This window comes from Collinsella sp. OM07-12, assembly GCF_003438275.1.
Classification (GTDB): domain Bacteria; phylum Actinomycetota; class Coriobacteriia; order Coriobacteriales; family Coriobacteriaceae; genus Collinsella.
This window is the reverse complement of sequence record NZ_QSTQ01000001.1, coordinates 87,097-108,078: the sequence shown is the minus strand read 5'-3', so window position 1 is coordinate 108,078 and position 20,982 is coordinate 87,097. Positions and strand designations below refer to the sequence as shown.

General features: G+C 60.6%; 22 protein-coding genes. All 22 read right to left on the bottom strand.

Annotation, left to right across the window (positions count from 1 at the left end; all coding sequences use genetic code 11):
• Nucleotides 1-33: 33 nt before the first annotated feature.
• The 22 genes from rpsO to DXB98_RS00415 all read right to left on the bottom strand — a co-directional run bounded on the left by rpsO (nucleotide 34) and on the right by DXB98_RS00415 (nucleotide 20,978).
• Nucleotides 34-312, bottom strand: a complete 279-nt coding sequence (gene rpsO, locus DXB98_RS00520; RefSeq protein ID WP_035138510.1) for a 30S ribosomal protein S15 — start codon at nucleotides 310-312, stop codon at nucleotides 34-36.
• A gap of 138 nt (nucleotides 313-450) precedes the next feature.
• Nucleotides 451-1,200: a DNA repair protein RecO gene (gene recO / locus DXB98_RS00515; protein ID WP_117742747.1), complete on the bottom strand. Its 750-nt coding sequence runs from the start codon at nucleotides 1,198-1,200 to the stop codon at nucleotides 451-453.
• Between the two features lie 15 nt (nucleotides 1,201-1,215).
• Nucleotides 1,216-2,283 (bottom strand): GTPase Era, encoded by a 1,068-nt coding sequence (gene era, locus DXB98_RS00510; protein WP_199407081.1) that lies wholly within the window; start codon nucleotides 2,281-2,283, stop codon nucleotides 1,216-1,218.
• A 12-nt stretch (nucleotides 2,284-2,295) separates the two neighbouring features.
• The gene (locus DXB98_RS00505) at nucleotides 2,296-2,673 is read right to left on the bottom strand and encodes a diacylglycerol kinase family protein (RefSeq protein WP_117735184.1); all 378 of its coding nucleotides are present in this window, start codon (nucleotides 2,671-2,673) and stop codon (nucleotides 2,296-2,298) included.
• 9 nt (nucleotides 2,674-2,682) lie between these two features.
• The gene (gene ybeY / locus DXB98_RS00500) at nucleotides 2,683-3,192 is read right to left on the bottom strand and encodes an rRNA maturation RNase YbeY (protein WP_117735183.1); all 510 of its coding nucleotides are present in this window, start codon (nucleotides 3,190-3,192) and stop codon (nucleotides 2,683-2,685) included.
• On the bottom strand, nucleotides 3,189-4,175 hold the full coding sequence (locus DXB98_RS00495) for a PhoH family protein (RefSeq protein WP_117742746.1): 987 nt from the start codon (nucleotides 4,173-4,175) through the stop codon (nucleotides 3,189-3,191). Before DXB98_RS00495 ends, ybeY begins: the two co-directional genes overlap by 4 nt.
• Entirely contained in the window at nucleotides 4,156-5,448 is a 1,293-nt protein-coding gene (locus DXB98_RS00490) for a MiaB/RimO family radical SAM methylthiotransferase (protein ID WP_117742745.1), read from the bottom strand. The genes DXB98_RS00495 and DXB98_RS00490 overlap by 20 nt, the downstream gene beginning before the upstream one ends.
• 9 nt (nucleotides 5,449-5,457) lie before the next feature.
• A complete protein-coding gene (dnaJ, locus tag DXB98_RS00485) occupies nucleotides 5,458-6,606 on the bottom strand; it encodes a molecular chaperone DnaJ (RefSeq protein WP_117735180.1) in 1,149 nt (382 codons plus the stop codon).
• A gap of 81 nt (nucleotides 6,607-6,687) precedes the next feature.
• Complete coding sequence (locus tag DXB98_RS00480) at nucleotides 6,688-7,791, bottom strand: DnaJ domain-containing protein (protein ID WP_199407080.1); 1,104 nt, start codon at nucleotides 7,789-7,791, stop codon at nucleotides 6,688-6,690.
• 58 nt (nucleotides 7,792-7,849) lie between these two features.
• Nucleotides 7,850-9,082, bottom strand: coding sequence for a radical SAM family heme chaperone HemW (gene hemW / locus DXB98_RS00475; protein WP_117735179.1), 1,233 nt, complete (start codon nucleotides 9,080-9,082; stop codon nucleotides 7,850-7,852).
• 2 nt (nucleotides 9,083-9,084) lie between these two features.
• The gene (gene dusB / locus DXB98_RS00470; protein WP_117735178.1) at nucleotides 9,085-10,128 is read right to left on the bottom strand and encodes a tRNA dihydrouridine synthase DusB; all 1,044 of its coding nucleotides are present in this window, start codon (nucleotides 10,126-10,128) and stop codon (nucleotides 9,085-9,087) included.
• A gap of 4 nt (nucleotides 10,129-10,132) precedes the next feature.
• Complete coding sequence (gene lepA, locus DXB98_RS00465; RefSeq protein ID WP_117742744.1) at nucleotides 10,133-11,944, bottom strand: translation elongation factor 4; 1,812 nt, start codon at nucleotides 11,942-11,944, stop codon at nucleotides 10,133-10,135.
• Nucleotides 11,945-12,040: 96 nt separating this feature from the next.
• Complete coding sequence (gene rpsT / locus DXB98_RS00460; RefSeq protein ID WP_022094714.1) at nucleotides 12,041-12,307, bottom strand: 30S ribosomal protein S20; 267 nt, start codon at nucleotides 12,305-12,307, stop codon at nucleotides 12,041-12,043.
• A 133-nt stretch (nucleotides 12,308-12,440) separates the two neighbouring features.
• A complete protein-coding gene (gene holA / locus DXB98_RS00455) occupies nucleotides 12,441-13,403 on the bottom strand; it encodes a DNA polymerase III subunit delta (protein WP_117742743.1) in 963 nt (320 codons plus the stop codon).
• A gap of 78 nt (nucleotides 13,404-13,481) precedes the next feature.
• Nucleotides 13,482-15,785: a DNA internalization-related competence protein ComEC/Rec2 gene (locus DXB98_RS00450; protein ID WP_117742742.1), complete on the bottom strand. Its 2,304-nt coding sequence runs from the start codon at nucleotides 15,783-15,785 to the stop codon at nucleotides 13,482-13,484.
• Complete coding sequence (locus DXB98_RS00445; RefSeq protein WP_117735174.1) at nucleotides 15,782-16,495, bottom strand: helix-hairpin-helix domain-containing protein; 714 nt, start codon at nucleotides 16,493-16,495, stop codon at nucleotides 15,782-15,784. Before DXB98_RS00445 ends, DXB98_RS00450 begins: the two co-directional genes overlap by 4 nt.
• A 213-nt stretch (nucleotides 16,496-16,708) precedes the next feature.
• The gene (gene thiI, locus DXB98_RS00440) at nucleotides 16,709-17,953 is read right to left on the bottom strand and encodes a tRNA uracil 4-sulfurtransferase ThiI (protein WP_117742741.1); all 1,245 of its coding nucleotides are present in this window, start codon (nucleotides 17,951-17,953) and stop codon (nucleotides 16,709-16,711) included.
• Nucleotides 17,954-18,235 (bottom strand): DNA-directed RNA polymerase subunit omega, encoded by a 282-nt coding sequence (locus tag DXB98_RS00435; protein WP_035138532.1) that lies wholly within the window; start codon nucleotides 18,233-18,235, stop codon nucleotides 17,954-17,956. It abuts the gene before it with no gap.
• 5 nt (nucleotides 18,236-18,240) lie between these two features.
• Nucleotides 18,241-18,810, bottom strand: a complete 570-nt coding sequence (gmk, locus tag DXB98_RS00430; RefSeq protein WP_117742740.1) for a guanylate kinase — start codon at nucleotides 18,808-18,810, stop codon at nucleotides 18,241-18,243.
• On the bottom strand, nucleotides 18,811-19,119 hold the full coding sequence (gene mihF / locus DXB98_RS00425; RefSeq protein ID WP_006236130.1) for an integration host factor, actinobacterial type: 309 nt from the start codon (nucleotides 19,117-19,119) through the stop codon (nucleotides 18,811-18,813). It lies immediately after the preceding gene.
• Nucleotides 19,120-19,359: 240 nt separating this feature from the next.
• The gene (gene pyrF / locus DXB98_RS00420; RefSeq protein ID WP_117742739.1) at nucleotides 19,360-20,076 is read right to left on the bottom strand and encodes an orotidine-5'-phosphate decarboxylase; all 717 of its coding nucleotides are present in this window, start codon (nucleotides 20,074-20,076) and stop codon (nucleotides 19,360-19,362) included.
• Nucleotides 20,070-20,978: a dihydroorotate dehydrogenase gene (locus DXB98_RS00415; RefSeq protein ID WP_006236128.1), complete on the bottom strand. Its 909-nt coding sequence runs from the start codon at nucleotides 20,976-20,978 to the stop codon at nucleotides 20,070-20,072. Before DXB98_RS00415 ends, pyrF begins: the two co-directional genes overlap by 7 nt.
• Nucleotides 20,979-20,982: the final 4 nt, after the last annotated feature.

Here is a 20,982-nt window from a genome sequence, read left to right as displayed (position 1 = left end):
GCATGCAGGACGCTCTTAGCATGTACAAGTTCGCTACTGAATATTGTCGCGAATGCCCAGAGCCTTGATGAGCTCACGGTACTCGACGATGTCGTTCTTCTTAATGTAGGAGAGAAGACGACGACGACGGCCGACGAGCATGAGCAGGCCACGACGGGTGTGGAAGTCCTTCTGGTGGGACTTCATGTGCTCGGTCAGCTCCTTGATGCGCTCGGACAGGATGGCGACCTGAACCTTGGGGTTGCCGGTGTCGACCGGGGTGTTACCGAACTGGGCAGTCAGCTCCGCCTTGCGCTCTTTGGAAACAGTCATTGTTTCACCTTTCGTTTTGCGTCGCCATCGGGCGACTCGATTCGCCTCGGACTGGGAAGCCGCCGGTGGAGCGAGCAACCAAGGTCGAGGTACCAACAGGCCGATATGTTACCACAAGCATCCCGCGTCTGTGCATCATCACCGACCCAACATGAATTCCATCGCACGGAGGCGCTGATCGGTGTGCGTCGCAGCCCAAACATGTGAAAGCCCCAACAAAAAGGCAGCGGTATGGGGGTCGACCCTCTCGGCCATAAGCGCATCGAAGGTCATGGACATGAGGGCGCGCAGCCACGCGACCTCACCGGTCGACACCAGCTCGGCACCCGGAACGCTCGACGCACACGACCCGCACATGAGCCCGCCGGCCTGGGGCGAAAAATACGACAGCATAGGGTCTCCGCACAGCACGCAAGCCGAAAAATCGGGTCGGTAGCCAACGTGCGATAGCAGCTTAAAGACATATGCCGCCACGAGCAGGTCCATATGCGCCGCGTCGAGCCCGCCGCCCACCAGGGCAAGCGCCCGCTGCGTGATGGCAAAGGTAAACGGGTCCTCGGCGTCCTCGAATGAGCACACACGCGCGACCTCGGCAATCGCGCTTGCGGCGCAGGTCGTCTCGTAATCGGGCGCGGCGCCGAGCGGCGCTTCCATAAGCTCGGCCTGGGAAACCACATCGAGCGAGCGTCCATGTGCGAGCAGCATATCGACGGTACAGAACAGCTCGCAGCGCGCTGCCAAGCGCCCACCGGGTTTGCGCGCGCCCTTTGCCACGGCACGAACCTGCCGACCCCGCTCGTCAAGCATCGTCAGAATCAGGTCGGTCTCTTTGAGCTTCGTCTTATCGAGGACGAGGACCTTCGTGCGATATGTCCGGGAGCCTGCCATGCGCGTCGCGCGTCCTTAATCTTCGGCATTGTAGCCAAAACGGCGAATCTGAGCCTCGTCGTCGCGCCAACCGGCCTTGACCTTTACGTCCAGCTCCAAAAAGACCTGCGTGCCAAAGATGCGCTCAAGATCACGACGGGCATCGATGCCGATATGTTTGATCATCTCGCCGCCCTTGCCGATGATGATGCCCTTTTGGCCCTCGCGCTCGACGTAAATGGTGGCATGTACGCGCAACACCTTTTTGGTCTGCTCGAGCGCATCACAGATCACGCCCACGGAATGCGGAATCTCATCACGGGTGCGGCGCAAGACCTTCTCGCGCACAAACTCGGCAACGAGCGTCTCGTCGGAAGCATCGGTGCCCATGTCCTCGGGGAACCAGCGAGGACCCTCGGGCAAAAAGTGCGCAACGGTCTCGATGAAGGCATCGACGTTAAAGTTCTTGACCGACGACGTCACGATCTCGTCGTCATAGTCCATGAGCTCGTGGGCTGCCTTGAGCTGCTCCATGACCTGTGCGGGGTCGGCCTCATCGGCCTTGGTGAGCACCAGGACCTTCTTGCAGCGGGCGCTCTTGACGCGCTCGGCAACCCAGGCATCTCCCCTGCCGATCGGCTTGGTGGCGTCAATCAAAAACGCGACGACGTCAACATCGTTCAGCTCGAACAGCGCACTCTTGTTGAGCTCGGAACCCAGGCCATCCTTGGGCTTATGAATACCCGGGGTATCGACAAAGACCAGCTGGTAGCCGGGACGATTGACGATGGCGCGCATACGGCGGCGGGTCGTCTGTGCCACCGGCGAGGTGATGGCAACCTTTTTGCCGTAGCAGGCATTAAGTAGCGTGGACTTGCCGGCGTTAGGGCGACCGACCAGGGCCACGAAGCCGCTGCGGAAACCGGGTTCCACGTCACCAAAGCCCATAGGACCGTCGTCCTCGTCGCATAGGGCGTCGAGTTCCTCATCGCTCATGCCCTCAAACGGGTCGAACTCCTCGACTTCCTCGAGCTCCTCAGTATCCACCGCGTCCAGGGACTCGTCGTCCAGAATCTCATCGGTAGGCTGCATATTGTCGGACATGGGACTCCCTTTCTAAATAAAGCCGAGCGCGTGGGCAAATACCAGCAAGCCCACAATCGCGGCGGTGATGGAAAGAACGTATACAGAGGCGGCGGCGATGTCCTTCGCACGCTTGGCCAGCGGATGAAGTTCCTGGGTCGCCAGGTCGACGATGGCCTCCATAGCGGTGTTGCACAGCTCGCCGTGAATCACCAGGCCACAACAGATGATAATCGTGGCCCACTCGGCAATGTCGAGCCCCACGATGCAGCCGGCAACGACGGTGCACACGCCCGCAACGAGCATGACCTTAATGTTGCGCTCGGTCTTGACGGCGGTGACGAAGCCCTCCATGGCGTAGGAAAACGACTTTAAGAAGGACGGATGGTCCTTGTTCGATCCGGGAATCATAGACGGCTCCTAGTCGTGGACGTGGTTGGTGATGGGGCCGACGTGGACTAGCTTGGGGTCCTCGCCGCGCTCGAGCGCCAGATCGCGCAGGATGGCGTCCTCGCGGGCCTCCATGACCTCGGCCTCGTCGTCCTCGATGTGGTCATAGCCCAGCAAGTGCAGCATGCCGTGTACGAGCATCAGACGGCACTCGCCAGCGGGGCTATTGCCAAAACCGGGGGCCTGACGGGCAATAACCTGCGGGGCCAAGATAATATCGCCGAGCTCGAGCGTCTCATCGGCGGGAATATCCTCGTCAAAGGCCGAATCGCACTCGAACGAGAGTACATCGGTGGTGCGGTCGATACCGCGCCACTCGTGGTTGAGCCCGTGCATCTCGTCCTCGTCGACATACGAAAGGGAAATCTCGACTTCACGTTCAACGCCCTCAGCGGCGAGCACAACCTCGCAGATGTGTTCCACCTCTTGCGCGTCGAGCAGCGTATCGAGCTCGGCATCGTTGCTGATCAATACACTCAACGGGACTCCTTTCGGTCGCGCGAGCGTTGCTCACGCATATCATCATAAGCATCGTATGCCTCGACGATACGACCCACCAGGGCATGGCGCACCACGTCGGCATGCTCCAGGTGTGCAAACGCCACATCGTCGACACGGCCTAAAATCCGCTCAACATCGGCAAGGCCGCCACGGCGACCCACCAGGTCGCGCTGACTCAGGTCGCCGGTAATCACGAACTTGGAGTTGAAGCCCAGGCGTGTCAGAAACATCTTCATCTGCTCGGGCGTGGTATTTTGTGCCTCGTCGAGTACCACGAAGGCATCGCTCAGCGTACGGCCGCGCATGTAGGCGAGCGGGGCAATCTCGATCACACCGTGTTCCATAAGCTCATCGGTGCGCTCGCGATCCATCATGTCAAAAAGGGCATCGTAGAGCGGTCGCATATACGGGTCGATCTTTTCCTCGAGGGTGCCGGGCAAAAAGCCCAGGTTCTCCCCCGCCTCGACAACCGGGCGCGTCAAGATTAGGCGACCCACCTCGTGACGCTTAAGCGCGGCGACGGCGAGCGCCATGGCCAGATAGGTCTTACCGGTACCGGCAGGACCCAAGCCAAAGGTGATGGTATGCGAGCGGATAGCATCCACATAGCGCTTTTGCCCGAGCGTCTTGGGGCGAATGACGCGGCCGCGATACGAAAGCAGCACGTCATCGCGAAGCGACGTAGCCTCGTGCTCACCGTCGCGCAAGACGGCTAGGCAACGCGAGACATCGTCGGCAGAAAGGGTACGGCCGGCCGCCGCCTCGCGAAAAGCATGTTCGAAAAAACGCACCACGAGCTCGACCTCGTCCGGGTCGCCGCTCACGGAGATGCTATCGCCACGGGCGACCACGTGGGCGCGAACCAAGCTCTCGAGCGCACGAAGGACGCCGTCGCCGGCGCCCAAAACGCGCGAGGGGTCAATTCCCTCGGGAACGGTAAGTCTAATCTTCGAGGCTTCCATGAACCTCCCTGCGTGCATGGACCAAGCCGGAATCATCGACTCCGATGATAGCAACATCGAGCAGGCACGGGGCTGTAAGTCCACGGGTATCGTCAAGACGGGCATGATGGAACGAGCCGAGTGTCAGGTTGTCACCATACTCGAGCACGGCGCGCTCAACGGTTCCCACGCGACGACGAGCGTCGGCAATGGCGAGCTCCTGAGCAGCGTCGCGCATGCGGCGGCTGCGCTCGGCCATGACCTCAGGTGGTACCTGGTCGGGCATGTCGGCGGCGAGGGTGCCGGGGCGCTTGCTATAGCGGAACACGTGCATGCGCGAAAAGCCCACGCGACGGCATAGCGCCAGCGACTCCTCGAACTCCTCATCCGTCTCACCGGGAAAACCGACGATAACGTCGCACGAAAGAGACGCCTGCGGCAGGTTGGCGCGAATCATACGCACCGTGTCCTCAAAGGCCTCGGCGCTATAGGGACGGCCCATGCGATGCAGGGTCGCCGTGCAGCCAGACTGCACGGGCAGGTGCAAAAACGGGGCGATACGCTGCGGATAGCGAGCCATAACCTTAAGCAGGCGCTCAGAGATATCCATGGGCTCGACTGAGGAAATGCGCACATGCGGAATAGACGTGCGCTCCATAATGGCCTCGAGCAGCTCATCGATTTCGACATGTTCATCGGTCGCGCTCTTGCCATCGTAGGCACCCAGGTTCACACCGGTCAGCACCACCTCGGGCACGCCGGCCTCCTGGGCCTCGCGAACTTGCTCGAGCACGGACTCGACGGGCACGGAGCGCTCGGGGCCGCGTGCCTTCCACACAATGCAATAGGTGCAGCGATGGTTGCAGCCGTCCTGAATCTTCACGCCCAGGCGAGAGCGACCGAGCGCATCGACCACCTCGCCATCACTGCAGGCTGGAACACTATCGGACTCAACGCCCAGCACCTCGCAGACACGTTCGGCGACATCCATCTTGGACGGCTCGGCGATCACGCGATCCGAAAGCTCCAGCAGTTCCTCGGGATGCAAATTGACCACGCATCCGGTCACGACCACATAGGGGTCGTTTGGATGGGCCAGCGCATGACGGACGGCCTTACGGGTCTTGGCCTCGGCCTCGCCCGTAACGGCACAGGTGTTAATGACGATCAGATCGGCATCCTGGGGCTCCACCATGGCAAAGCCCAGGCGCATAAGATCGGCAGTGATACGGTCAGACTCAACCCGGTTGACACGACATCCGAGGTTGACGACGGAAATATGGGGTGCGAGCACGCGGGCTCCTTAATCGAGGATATCGTCGAGGGCACTCTTGATACGGTCGGTCACCGACTTCTTACCGGAAGCGACGTCATCGCCCATCTCATCGGCAAAAGCACGGAGCAGCTCGCGCTGCTTATTGGAAAGATTGGTGGGAACGACCACGCGCAGTTGCACGATCAGGCGGCCACGCGAACCGCCACCGCCAATGCGCGGCATGCCGTAATTATTGACGCTCACGGTGTCGCCGTACTGGGCACCGGCGGGAACCGTCACCTTAACGACCTCGTCGGGCATAATGCCCTCGACCTCGATCTCGCAGCCGAGCGCAGCCTGTGCAATCGAAATATCGCTCACGAGGTACAGGTCGTCACCGTTGCGCTTAAAGCGCTCGTGGTCGGCGACGCGCACGTTGACAATCAAGTCGCCCGAAGGCTCGCCGCGAAGGCCGGCCTCGCCAAAGCCGCTCACACGCAGCTGGCGACCGGTCGAAACGCCGGCGGGAATATCGATGTCGATCTTTTCATGCGAAGGCGTGCGGCCCTGACCGTCGCAGGTCTCGCAGGGATGGTCGATAACCGTGCCCTCGCCATGGCAGTCGGGGCAAGGCGAGGAGGACTGAACCTGGCCCAGGAACGAACGCTGGACCGTCGTGACATAGCCCGTACCGTGGCAGCGGCCGCACTGCTTTTCCTGTGCACCCTCGGCCCTACCGGTGCCATTGCAATCCTCACAGGGAGCAAGGCGGTCATAACTAATCGTCTTTTTGCAACCGAGCGCCGCCTCCTCAAGGGTCACCGAAAGAGAGATGGCCATATCGCGGCCGCGACGACGCTCACGACGGCTGCGGGCGCCACCGCCGGCACCGCCGCCAAAAAACGACGAGAACAAGTCGTCCATGCCCATGCCACCAAAGATATCGTTGATATCGACGTAGCCCGAACCACCAGGGCCGTCGACAGTGCCATAACGGTCGTAGTTAGCACGCTTCTGCTCATCGGAAAGAACGGAATAGGCCTCGTTGAGCTCCTTGAACTTGGCCTCAGCATCGGGGTCGTCCGAAACGTCCGGGTGTACGGTACGGGCCTTCTTTAGAAACGCGCGCTTAATCGTCCGCGCGTCGGCATCCTTGTCAACGCCAAGTACCTCGTAGTAATCCCTATTTTCCGACACGACCGAATCCTTCCAACTTTCATTATTGTCACAGTGCGTCCTATACCCAAGCTGGGCCGACCGCAAACAGAGGGTTTGATGTTATTGCATTTGATACGGCGAAAGCATGGCCCGTTGCGAGCAGCTCGCAAACCAAACAGACACGAGCGCGAACATGAAGCCGTTGGCAAAACCGTTGGCAAACTGCATCGCACCACGCTTCCACCACAGCAGGCTGCGATGAAGCACACCGTCCGAAAGCACCATGAACAGGCCCATGGTAAACGGAATAAAGCACATCACGGCAAAGGCCGAGAACACGCCCGAGATGGCCGACAGCACCAAAAACGGCGCCACAATGCCCATCAGGTAAAAACCGGTACGAGCTTTGCCTTCCAAGCGCTCGGCCTCAACATGGGCGCGGCCGACCAGGTCGCCGCCCGCGGCACCGTTGGTGCCAGCATGACCCATGCCGCTAATGCGGACCTCGTCGCTATCGTGCGTGCCGGCAGGAAACTCAATCGTCTGCTCGGAGGTTACGCGAGTACGACCGCTGCCACCGCAATCGGGGCAGGGGTCGGCCACGACCTTACCGGAACCGCCGCACTCGGGGCAGACCGACTGGAACGTGCCCGCACCAAACAGGAAGGACAGGTCAACGTCGATGTGGCCGCGGCCGCCGCAGCTCGGGCAGGTATGGGCATGCTCAGACGAAACGGAGCCCGAGCCGCCGCAGTTGCTACAGGTGTCGAAGCGCGTGTAGCGGACGGTCTTGCGGGCACCGCCCTTGGCCTCCTTGGCGTCGAGTTTGATATCGACGACCACGTTGGCGCCGTTCTCGGGATTGTAGGCAGCCTGCCCACGACGCTGCTGGCCCCAGGCACCGCCAAAAGGAAAGCCGCCCTCAAAGGGATTGCCAGAACCCGTGCTGCCGGCGTAGCCGCCACCATAGGGAGATGCCGTAGGAGCACCGGCAAAGGGATTGCCAGAACGCATGGCGTCGTAGCGCGCACGTTTTTGCTCATCCGAAAGCACGGCGTAGGCCTCGGAAACCTCTTTAAACTTTTCCTCGGCATCCGGCTCTTTGTTGACGTCCGGATGGAGCTTACGGGCCTTTTGCTGAAAGGCCTTTTGAATATCACGCGAGGTGGCGTCCTTGGAGACGCCCAGGATCTCGTAGTAATCTTTTTCGTTCATCGTCGCCATGCGCGGCAACCTCCTGCTCACAGCAGCGTATATATTCCGGTAATTCTACCCGAGCGGCTTAAGCTAGATCCCAAAACAGCTCGAACAGAACATTTCCATCGAGCCAGCCCAGGTGGGTCGGCGCCAGTCGAGCGCGAACGCGGCCCGAGACGACATCTGCCGAAGTAAAGGGTCCCTCATGGACCCCGAGCGCCTCGGGCAACCAAGTGGCAAGACCCAATTCGAGCGCGCGATCGCAGGCAGCTGCCAGCTCGCCCGTTGGGATGACGCAAGCTGCACGAACCAACAGGTCGGACGCAACACCGCGCGTCATGCGACAAGCGAGCATCAGGTCTTCGGCCGAAGCCTCGCGCTGCGACAGATATTCGGCCTCGAACGCCGTCGCGTCATCGTCGCGCTGAACCAAGCGCACACGGTACGCATCGCCTCGAGAAGGCGCGCCAGGGAACAACATAGCCAGGTGATCGAAATCCTCGGCATCGAGCATACCCGCGGCAGAGCGTCCTAGACCCAAATAGCCCTGTCCAGTCCAATAGGCAATGTTATGGGCGCACTCATGGCCGTCGAGCGCGTAGCTCGCCACCTCATACGGGTGATAGCCGGCGGCACCCAGGAGCTCGTGTGCCACGTCCATGCATGCGGCCTGAAAATCCTCATCAGGCTCGAGCGACTCGTCACGGCACGCCATGCGATAAAGGGGCGTCCCCTCCTCGAGCGTGAGCGGGTAGACCGACACATGATGCGGAGCCGCCGCCAGCACGCCATCGAGTGTGCACTGCCAACTCGCCGCCGTCTGCCCGGGAAGGCCACACATAAGGTCGCACGACACATCGAGACCAGCGTCCTTCACCGTCGCGATAGCCGCAAGTGCCCGATTAGCATCGTGAATGCGGCCAATAGCAGCCAGCTCGATATTGTCGAGGGTTTGCACGCCCAGAGAAATGCGCGTGAAACCCGCCTCGGCAAGCGCCGGGGCGAGCTCAGCGGTCAACGACTCAGGATTTGCCTCGCAGGTAAATTCAACGGGCTTGCACCACATGGAGATACGACGGGCAAGTTCTACCAGGCGCTCCCCTGCCAGCGACGGCGTGCCGCCGCCTACGTAGACTGTGCGGATCTGCCTGAGTGCCCCAGCGTTGCCAAAGGCATCGAGCCGCGCATACAGCTGCTCAAAATAGGCATCGAGCGCAGCGTCCAGGTCGCACGGGGCAAAGCTGCGCGAGTCAAAGTCGCAATAGCGGCATTTTTGAGCGCAAAACGGCACGTGCACATACAGCGCGGTAACGGACACCTTTAGGCCTCCAGCGGATGAGCGGGCACCGACTCGCCGGCGGCAAGCGCGGCCTCGCAGGCCACCACATCGCGCTCGATATCATCGACCAGCCCCATAAACTCCTCGTATGTGGAACAGCGCACCACCTGGGCGCGCCAAGCGGCTGCATGGGGCATACCCTTTAAGTACCAGCTTGCATACGTACGGGCGCGCGACATAAGCGGCAAAAGCTCGTGCGTCAGCGTCAGGTGTTCGCGCAGGGCGCCCAGGCGCTCGACCGAGGAGCGAGAAGGAACCGGCGTGCCATCGAGTGCAAGGGCTCGGGCATCGCCGAACACCCACGGATTGCCGTAGATGCCGCGCGCGATAAATACCGCGCTGGCACCCGAATTGCGCAGATGCTCCGCGGCATCCTCGGCAGTGAACACGTCACCCGAACCAATCACGGGAATCTCGACAGCGTCGGCAACCTCATCGACGACCGACCAATCGGCCTGGCCCGTATAGAGCTGCGTGGCACAGCGACCATGCACCGCCACCGCTGCGGCCCCCGCCCCCTCGAGCATTTGGGCAAACGTCGCGGCATTACAGTCCTCGGCATAAAAGCCCTTGCGGATCTTCACGGTCACGGGAACGTGTGCCACGCCCACTGCCGCCTGGACGATTTTCTCGGCCAGGTCGGGCGTGCGCATGAGCGCCGAGCCCTCGCCCTTGGTGACGACCTTGCGAGCCGGGCAGGCCATGTTGATATCGATCAGCGACAGGCGATCGCCCACGCGTTCCTCGACGGCAGCGACAGCGCTCGCAAATTGATCGGGCTTGGAGCCAAAGAGCTGCACGCAAATCTGCTGCTCCTCGTCGGCCGGCAGCACCAGACGCCACGTCTTATTGCTGGCATAGGCAAGGCCCGCCACGCTCACCATCTCGCTATAGGCAAGATTGGCACCGCGGCGGCGGCACATAATGCGATACGCGGGATCGGTCACGCCCGCCATGGGAGCCATAAGGAACGGCTGCTCGGCATAGGCGCCCAGCAGCCGCGTACTGTATTCAGAAAGCGCCATGGTCCTACTCGTCCACCTTGAGGATCGCCATAAAGGCCTCCTGCGGGACCTCGACCGAACCAATAGCCTTCATGCGCTTCTTGCCCTCTTTTTGCTTTTCGAGCAGCTTGCGCTTACGCGAGATATCGCCGCCATAGCACTTGGCCAGAACGTCCTTGCGGCGCGCCTTGACGGTGGAGCGGGCGATGATCTTGTTGCCGATGGCGCCCTGAATAGGTACCTCGAACAGCTGACGCGGGATGATCTCCTTGAGCTTGTCGCACAGGCCGCGGGCCAGGCCATAGGCCTTGTCCTTGTGCACGATAAACGAAAGCGCGTCGACCTCGTCGCCCGAAAGCAGGATGTCGAGCTTCACAAGCTCGGAGGGACGATATTCGTTGAACTCGTAGTCGAGCGACGCATAGCCCTTGGTGCGGCTCTTGAGCTGGTCAAAGAAGTCCAGGATGAGCTCGGCAAGCGGCATGTCAAAGCGCATCTCGACCGATTTGCTCGTGAGGTGGATCATATCGGTGGTAACGCCGCGGTGCTCGATAGCGAGCTGCATGACAGCACCCGTATACTCGGGCGGGCAGATGATCTTGGCCTTGAGGTAGGGCTCCTCGATACGCTCGATGCGCGTGGCCTCGGGCAGGTCCTGCGGGCTGCGGACATCGATCATCTCGCCGTCGGTCTTGTAGACGTGATAGTCCACCGAAGGGCTCGTGGCGATAAGGTCCAGGTTGAACTCGCGCTCCAGACGCTCCTTGACGACCTCCATATGCAGCAGGCCCAGAAAGCCCACGCGGAAGCCAAAGCCGAGCGCCACCGAGGTCTCGGGCTCCCACACCAACGACGGGTCGTTGACATGCAACTTATCGAGCGCGTCACGCAGGTTCTCGTAGTCCTTGTTATCGATCGGGAACAGGCCCGTATAGACCATGGGCTTGGCCTCGCGGTAGCCCGGAAGCGGCTCGGAGCAGGGATTCGATGCCCACGTGAGGGTGTCGCCCACACGCACGGCCTCGGGGTCCTTCAGGCCCGTGACCACGTAGCCCACCTCGCCGACCGTCAGCGCGTCGACCGGCGTCTCGGCGGGACGCTTGACGCCCACGCCGTCGACCAAAAAGTCGCCCTCGGCCTGCATCATGCGCAGGGTATCGCCCTTTTTGATGGAGCCGTCAAAAACACGGACCGTGGCAACCACGCCGCGGTATTCATCAAAATAAGAATCCAAGATGAGTGCTTTGAGCGGCGCATTCGCATCGCCCTTGGGCGGCGAGATCAAGAAGACGATGGACTCCAGCAGGTCGTGGATACCCTCGCCAGTCTTGCCCGACACGCATACGGCATCGTCGGCAGGGATCGCGAGGTCGTCCTCGATCTCGGTCTTGACCTCGTCGGGGTGTGCCGACGGCAGGTCGATCTTGTTGATCGCGGGCACAATATCCAGGTTGGCGTTCATGGCGAGCGTCGCGTTGGAGACGGTCTGCGCCTCGACGCCCTGCGTGGCGTCGACAACGAGCACCGCGCCCTCGCAGGCGGCCAGCGAACGCGAGACCTCATAGGTAAAGTCCACGTGGCCCGGCGTATCGATCAGGTTGAACTGATACGTCTCGCCGTCGTCGGCGTCATAGGACACGCGGACGGCATTGGACTTAATCGTAATGCCGCGCTCGCGCTCGATATCCATGGTGTCGAGCAGCTGCGACTCCATGTCGCGCTCGTCGACGGTATGGGTGAGCTCGAGGATGCGGTCACTGATCGTGGACTTGCCATGGTCGATGTGCGCAACAATCGAGAAGTTACGGATGTGGGAAATGTCAATTGAAGTACTCATGTGGACTATCTTACCCGAGGGGCACAAAAAATGGAGCCTGTTCCATAAAACAGGCTCCATTTATGCGCGTAATCTGTGTGGTGTGAAATTTACAACTTAGGCGTTGATACTGTTCACGAGCTTGGCAAGACCGGACTTGCGGTTGGAAGCCTGGTTCTTGTGGATAACATGCTTGGCAGCAGCCATGTCGAGACGCTTGGTGACGGTCTTGAGGGCAGCCTGGGCCTTCTCGGCGTCGCCCTCGGCGACAGCGGACTGGACGTGCTTGGTCAGCGTCTTGAGCTCGGACTTGACAGCCTTGTTACGCATGCGAGCTGCCTCATTGGTGCGGATACGCTTCTTCTGAGACTTGATGTTTGCCACTTCTGGAGTTCCTTTCGAGTTCCTTGCAAAAAATGTATGACACCTCTGAGACACGGTGAGGTCATGCAAGCGCCTACTATAGCACGCTCCCCCTCAAAGGGATAGAACGAATTTGTCAAATAGGCAGGTATCATCACGATTTTCTCAAGATGTTCGTAATCCAGAGCAAAAGCGCGGTCTCAGAATCGGCCGAACCCTTGAGCGCGAGCTCCACATCAACGGCACCCTCGAGCGCTGCGACGAGCTCGGTCATCGAAAAACGACGTGCCCAGGTCAGGTGATTTTTGACCTGCCAGGGCTGAAGTTTGAGCGTCGCGGCGAGTTCACGCCCCTGCCCACGAGAGTCGAGCGCCTTGGCGACGATCAGCTCACGAATGCGACCGCATAGCAGCGTGTAGGTCCACACGTAGCTCTTGGAGGGCAGAAGCTTAAAGAGCTCGAGCGAACGCCGCATATCGCGAGCCGAGACGGCGTTGAGGAAGTCCCAGGGCTGAACCTCGGCCGTACGCACGATCCAACGCTCCACGTCGGCAAACTCAATCTGGGGCGCCTCGACCATCTGGGAGAGCTTTGCCAGGTCGTTATCGAGCATGCGCGTGTTTTCGCCCGAGCGCGAAACGAGCTCCTCGGCGGCCGCCGTCGAGATCGACTTGCCGTGCTGCGTCGCCATCTGCTGCACGCGGCGCGGTAGCTCCCAGCGCTTGGTACCCGAGCAATCGACGATAGCCTTCTTGTCGATTTTGGCGATCGCCTTATACAGGCGCGTGTTCTTGGCAAGCGAGTCGGCGATGATGAGACAGACCGTTGTGGGGCTGGGACTCGCCAGATACTCGACGAGCGGCTCCGAAACCGCCTTGGCAAGCTTTGAACAGCCATCAAGGATTACCAGGCGAAACTCGTTGCCCATGGGAAAGGTATTGAGCGATCCGATAATGGACTCGATATCGGAGTCTTTGGTCATGTCGCGCTCGTCGAGGTTGAACTCGACCATTCCCGACTTTTCCAGACGCGCTTTCATACGCGAGACGGCGTGATCGCGCTTGACGCCGTCGGTACCGACGATCAGGTATGCCGGCAGCAGACCGGTTTCGGACATTGCGCTCCCCTCCCGCAGGCCTTCGTATTCATTCCGTGCCATTCTAGCCCAGGGGCCCACCACACGCCAACGATGTCGTCACGGTCGCTGGCATCGCATCGCAAAACCATTCGCAGTCGGCGCGACGGTAATGTCGCCGTGTTCGATAGTGCACGCGAACACACCGCCCGCTTCCTTCACGGAATCGATGCAGGCATCGGACGGATGGCCGTATCGATTCCCCTCGCCCGCGCTCGCGAGGGAAAGCTCGGGCTTCAGGACGTCCAGCAACTCACCATCGACTGAAACCTTGGAGCCGTGATGCCCAAGTTTAAGTACATCGATATCCCCCACCTCCTGCACGAATTCCCGTTCTTGGTCGAGTTCGGCATCACCGGTGAGGAGCATGCGCAGGCCCATGCCTTCCTGAACATAAGAGAGCAGCAGGACAAGCGAGTCCTCATTTCCCTCGCCATCCACGGACTCGAATGGCCACATCACGCGGGCGCAAAATGAGCCGATGTCGACCATATCCCCACGGCGCACCTGTCGATACTCCACGCCAGGTCGGTTCAATACCTCGACAGGAGCATCCTCCAGCGCTTCGGCCGCCACGGCAATCGTTCCAACCGAAAACTGTTCGAGCACGGCAGGCAGACCACCCCAGTGATCCTCATCCCAATGCGTCACAAAGACGGCATCGATATGGTGCACGTTATTGCGAACCAACGCCGCTACCACGCGCTCGTCGACCCCGCAGTCGACGAGCGCTACTGCGCCGCCCTGGCGGATAAGAATCGCATCGGCCTGGCCCACATCGAGCACCGTCACCGAAGGCGGAGCGAATCGATCCCAGTAGACGTACGGAATCGCAGCCAAGAGCACCAGACATGCAAACCCCACCGCCATAGGCCGTGCCTGAGGGCGCGGCCACCAGACCAGGAGAACCGCCAGCAAACACGGCGCTAGGTAAATCCACATGCTATCCGGCGGCACACTCACGGATGCACCCGGCACGGCGGCAAACAGCTGCTCGAAGAACAGCGTGCAACGGGCGGTAATCATGGGCACAACGAGCGCCCAAGTGCGCAACGGCGCCACGAGCGAAAAGGGAACCAGCACGATCGACACAGCAAGCAGCAGACTCACCACCGGACCGATGACCGCATTTGCCAGCGGAGCAATGAGCGAGAACGTACCGAAGGCAGGAATGGTAATGGGAAGAGTCGCCAGCTGCGAGCACAGCGTGACGGAAAGCATGCTGGCAATGCCCGATGGCACACCCAGCTCACCCATAGCGTAGGTCGCATAGGGGCAAAAGCACAGGATGGCTAAGACGCTGGCGCATGAAAGCTGAAACCCCATCTCGAACAGCACCGTCGGCCGCAGTAGCACAAAGATGGACATGGTTACGAAGAGTGCCGATGCGCCGTGCCGGCGACGGCCCGCGCCGTTTACGACAAGCGTCGCGAACACCATGCAGCACGCACGCACGGCCGAGGGAGACGCGCCCGTAAAGGCAGCGTAGCCTACAAGCGTTATCGCCAATATCGCCCGCTGAAGGCCACGTGAGCACCGAGTCTTTTGCAATACGCCCTCAATTACAAACCCCACGATAGCCAAATGGCTGCCCGAGACGGCGATAAGATGCGCCGTTCCCGTCACCGAAAACCAGTCGCCCGCCGGCTGGGCGCGCAGCTCGGCCGAACGACCGCAGACGACACCGGCTATGAGCGCACGCGCCGGGTCGGTCGCAGGCGCGATGGAAGCAAGCAGCCCATTTCGCAGCCGAGGCAGCGGCCCCGGAGAGCCCTCATCGACCGACACAATCCGAACGGCTTTAACCTTGCGCACCTCGCCTCGGAGCATGCGCGATCGTCCATGCGCATCGTTCTCAAAACGTGAAACGCGACCGATAACACGCACGTGCGCCCCGACCTTGAGCTCGCGGCCACACGATAGGCGAACCGTTGCCAAGCTCTTGCCGTCCGTGCGTGCCTCGCAAGTATAGGAATACACGTCGTCGTTTATGGATGGATCACCCTGCACGACAAACTCGAGGCTGCTTGCCGCTCGACCATCGAGCGCCTTCGAGGCGCTGAGCGCGCCCACAGCCCACCACGCCGAGACGACCGCTCCCGCCACGAGACCGACGGACGCGGCATACAGCCACCGCTTAAAAGGGGCAAACCGCGCACAAGATTGAGCCAGCGCAACGAATACCGCCGCCGCAACGGGAATAGCCCATAGCGGCCCGAACGCTGGCGCCTGCTCCCCCAGTAGCGCATCAGCGGCCAAGTTGAGCACCAAGGCGCAGCTCACGCACATGCCGACACACAGGGCCATCGTCCACGGAATCAGGGGCCGCGGAGGCATCACATGCTCGCGCTCGGTCGCACTCATACGCAGATGCAATCTTTGATTTTGGCAAGCTTCTTCTCGCCGATTCCCGACACACGCATCAGATCGTCAACCGAGGCAAAGGCACCGTTCTTTGTCCGCTCATCGATAATCGACTGAGCCATGGAGGGACCGATGCCCGAAAGCGTCTGCAGCTCTGCCGCGCTTGCCGTATTGATGTTTACTAGGCCTTTTGCGCCACTCACGCCCGATGATGCTGAAGCCCCACCATCGACACCGGCTTCCGCAATGGACGCCCGCTGTTCCCCTACCGTTGGAACGTGAATCTTCTGTCCATCGATGACCTTAGATGCCCGATTGAGCCCCGTAACGTCTGCCTCGGGCGCCAGCCCGCCGGCGGCATCAATCGCCTGAGCCACCCGCGCGCCGTCCTTGAGGCGATATACACCGGGCGACACAACGGCGCCATCGACATCGACATAGACCTCTGCCGCGGCAGAAGCCTTAGTCGAAGATCCTTCGGATGTCTTTCCGCTCGAAGCATCGCCGGATCCCGGCTCCACTAACGAGCCCGAACCATCAGTGCGCTCAAACGACACACCGCCGGCACCGCCGCCAAGGTTCGCCATCGCCAAGCCGCTCGCCATCGCAATGACGCCCAGCATCGCCACCACCACTGCCTTATGACCGAGCAGCTTGCCCGCCCAGCGGTCCATCTTTTTGACCCGTTCGTGTTGTTCGCGCTGCGCCATAGCAAAACCTCCCAACAACATCGTGTCAGGAAAAGAGCCCTGCAACAGCCATGCTTCAAAACCGGTTATCGCGGTCAAACCAAAAGCCGACCAAAACCTTGCACAAATCTGTCCATTTATTCAGGCACACGTCAGCAAATGAACACTTAGTCGCAAAATGCCCAGATGGCAAAAAACCGACGATGCAGGCGCATCGTCGGTCTATGCACAAATTTACTCGTGATCTTGGTAAATCTCACGCGGAGCAAGCTCCGAATGTTTGCGTTTTAAGGTCTTAGGCGCCTTATACGTGTTGCTATCGAAGTCGATGTACTCGGTCTGCTTGAGCAGACGCTCGATCATCTCCTCGTGATCGAACAACTCCCAGGCCTCATGCACGGCATCGAGTTTAGCATGCGTCTCGGGACGGCGCGGCATAAACAGCGTGCAGCAGTCGGGAGCGGCCTCAGTCGAGATATCGAACGTACCGATCTCCTCGGCGCGCGCGATGATCTCCTGCTTGTCCGAACCGATGAGCGGACGGAACACAGGGATCTTCACGGCCTCGTTGACGGCCATGATGTTCTCGAGCGTTTGGGAGGCAACCTGCCCAAGTGATTCGCCCGTAACGATGGCCTTGGCACCCTCGATGTGTGCAATGCGCTCGGCAACCGAATACATAATCCGGCGATACATGATCACACGCAAGTTGCTGGGGCAGGTGACCGAAATCTCACGCTGGCAGTCGCCAAACGGGACTACGTACAAGCGGCCGATCTGGACACCCGGTGCAAGCGCACGGATGATATCCTGCACCAAATACTCGCTCGTATCGGGCGTCTGCGGACGACCGGAGAAATGCACCGGCACGCACACCGCACCGCGACGCGCGAGCATCCAGGTCGCCACCGGAGAATCGATACCCGACGACAGCAGCGTCACGACCTTACCGGCAGAACCCACCGGCAGGCCACCCACGCCGCGCTCGGAACGCGCATACACATAAACGCTGCCCTGGACCACCAACACATGCACCATCGCATCGGGGTCGTGCATTTGAACCTTTTTATCGGGGAAGGCCTCACACAGCACCTCGCCCACCTGACGATTGATATCAATCGAGGTGAGCTCATAGTCGGTGTTGGAGCGCTTGGCGTGCACCTTAAACGAATCGAAGGAACCAAACTCGCGCAGCGCCTTCACGGCGGCGGCGCAGTACTCCTGCGGGTCGCGGTTGGTGTGATACGCCAAAGACACACGAGCAACGCCGGGAACGGTGCGAATGACACGCGCCGCCTCGTCGGCCTGATGCTCGTTAAAGGTCACGAGGATATAACCGGAAATTCGAGACACGGCATTCACGGAAAAGGCGGCCAAGGCCGCCTTGATGTTATCCATGAGGATATGCTCAAAATGTGCGCGGTTCTTGCCCTTCAGTCCAACCTCGTGATAGTGGACCAGGCAGACGCGAGCTGCCATTTAGGCTTCAGCAACCTTGTGGCCGAGCGCCTTCTCGTAACGAGCCTCATCGTAAGAGATGTCGCCATCGACAATCTCGTCCATAGCCATCGAGATAGTATCGGCACCGGAAAGCCCGATGGTGATGTCATCGACATCCTGGACGGCAAGCACGCGATTGTGCTGGCCACGCAGCATGCTATTGATGTCGCAGGCGCGCTTGGAGGCAAGCGAAGCGAGCAGGAAGCGGTTGTGATCGGTCTTCTCCAGAAGATCGTCAATGCAAGGCTTTACAACGGACACGGACCTCAGATCCTTTCATGCATATCGAGAACGCGAACGAGCTCATCGGTCGCGCGGTCGAGATCGTCATTAACCACGACGTCGTCGTAGCGGTCGGCAAGGGCAAGCTCATCGGCGGCGTTTGCCATGCGCAGCTCAATCGTCTCGGGCGTCTCGGTACCGCGACCGACTAGACGCTCGCGGAGCACCTCAAGCGAAGGCGGCTTGATAAAAATCAGCACGGCCTCGGGGAAACGCTCCTTCACCTGCAGGGCGCCCTGGACATCGATCTCCAAAATCAGTGACGCGCCCGAGGCGAGCTTGGATGTGACCTCGCTCACCAACGTGCCGTAGCAGTTACCGTGGACCTCGGCCCATTCAACAAACTCACCGTTTGCCACGCGGCGGTCGAACTCCTCGCGCGTCAGAAAAAAGTAGTTGACGCCGTCGACCTCACCTTTGCGTGGTGCTCGCGTGGTAGCCGAAACCGTCAGGCCCAGGTTCGAGCGGAGCTCGCGCACACGAGTGACGAGCGTGCCCTTGCCTGCGCCTGACGGTCCAGAAATCACAAAGAGCTTGGAATCCTGAGCGCTCACTTATTTGGTCAGCTGCTCGAGGAGCTGCTCGCGCTGACGGACGCCGAGGCCCTGGACGCGACGGGTAGCGGAGATACCGAGCTCCTCCATGATCTTGGCGGCCTTGGCCTTGCCATAACCAGGGAGAGACTCGATGAGGGTGGAAACCTTCATGCGGGAAGCGATGGGGTCATCGGAGTTGAGCACGGACTCGAGGGACTTCTCGCCCTTCTTGATCTGCTCGCGAAGCTCAGCGCGGGCGTGACGTGCGGCAGCAGCCTTCTCAAGTGCCTGCTTGCGCTGCTCGTCGGTAAGCTGAGGGAGTGCCATTCGAACCTCCAAATAGTTGGGTTATATCTGATGCAGTAATTGGCATTTTAGCACGTCAAACGCACTAAATGCCCAATCGACGGCTCCATAGATTAGACGATACCTACGAAAAGTGCAATATGCGGAGGTCAAAGTTAAGCCCCTGCCCTGCGATTCCACACAAAGGGTAGGAAAGTTTTCGCAGGTACAGGGGCATATTTGTGCTAATGATACCCAAAAGTGGTGACTTGAGGGAATCTTTTAGGCGACGTTTTCGACCAGCTCGGAAACAATAGCGTCAAATGCGGCAACCGGATCGTCGGCACCAGTAATGGGACGGCCCACCACAATGTGGCTTGCGCCACGCTCGATAGCCTGGGAAGGCGTCGCCACGCGAGACTGGTCACCAAGAGCGGCACCCATCGGACGCACACCCGGAGTAACGATCAGGGTATCGGGACCCAGCAGCTCACGCATGTCGTGAGCCTCCATCGGCGAGCACACGATGCCATCGATGCCGTTGGCCTGAGCAAGCTTTGCCAGGCGGACGGCCTCCTCGGCCACAGGCGACTCGACGCCGATCTCGCTCAAGGCATCCTGATTCATGCTCGTGAGCACGGTGATGGCAACGAGCTTGGCGCGGTCCTCGCGCGCCTCCTCGGCACCCTCACGGCAGGCGGCGAGCATAGCACCCGAACCCAAGCCGTGAACCGAAAGCAGGTCGGCACCGGCAAGCGAGGCCGAGCGGGCGGCACCGCGAACCTGATGCGGAATATCATGGAACTTAAGGTCAAGGAAGACCTTAAAACCCAGGTCCTTGAACGTCTTGACGATCTCGGGGCCCTCGGCGTAATAGAGCGTCATGCCCACCTTGAGCCAGGCGGCATGGCCCGAAAGCTCATGGGCGAGCTCGAGCGCACGCTCACGGTCGCAGTCGAGGGCGACGATAACACGGTCGCGGGCATCGGTCTCTAGCATTCGAAAGCACCTACCAGCTCGTTGATGTCCTTCACGCCCTGGGACTCAGCCCAAGCCTCGAGCTCATGCGCGATCTTGAGCGAAGCACACGGATCGACAAAGTTGGCCATGCCGACCGACACGCAGGTGGCACCGGCCAGGATAAACTCAGCCGCATCCTCGCCGGTCATGACACCGCCGACACCGTTGATGGGGATATCGACGGCCTGGGCAACCTCCCAGACCATACGCACGGCGATGTGGTGGCACAGCGGGCCCGAAAGGCCGCCCTTGGGCTTGGCCACGCGGGACTTACGGGTATGGACGTCGATGGCCATGCCCTGAATGGAGTTGATGACCGAAAGGCCGTCGGCGCCGGCAGCCTCGAGGGCCTTGGCGATCTCGGCGACGTTGACCGGCGCCATCTTCACGAACAGCGGCTTATCGGTCACCTTGCGGCAGGCAGCCATAACGGAAGAGGCGCCCTCGGGCGTGGAGCCCATGGCGGCACCGCCGGCGGCGATATTAGGGCAGCTCACGTTGATCTCGTAGCCGGCAGCCCAGGGGCACAGCTCGACATACATCTCGAGTGCGCGGACAAACTCGTCAACAGAGTGACCGGCAACCTGGCAGATGACCTGGCAGCCGTCCTTGGAAAGCTGCTCCAGCCAAGGGCCGGACTCACGGGCAAAGGCGGCAACGCCGGGGTTCTGAAGGCCCACCGAGTTGATCATACCGCCGGGGATCTCGGCCATACGGGGTGCGGGGTTGCCGGGCCAGGGCTCGGCAGCGCAGCCCTTGGTGGTGATGGCGCCCAGCTGGGAAACATCGAAGAAGTTCTGGAACTGCCAGCCGTAACCAAAAGTGCCGGCTGCGGTGTTGATGGGGTTTTGCATCTTGACGCCGCCGAAATCGACGGCCATGTTC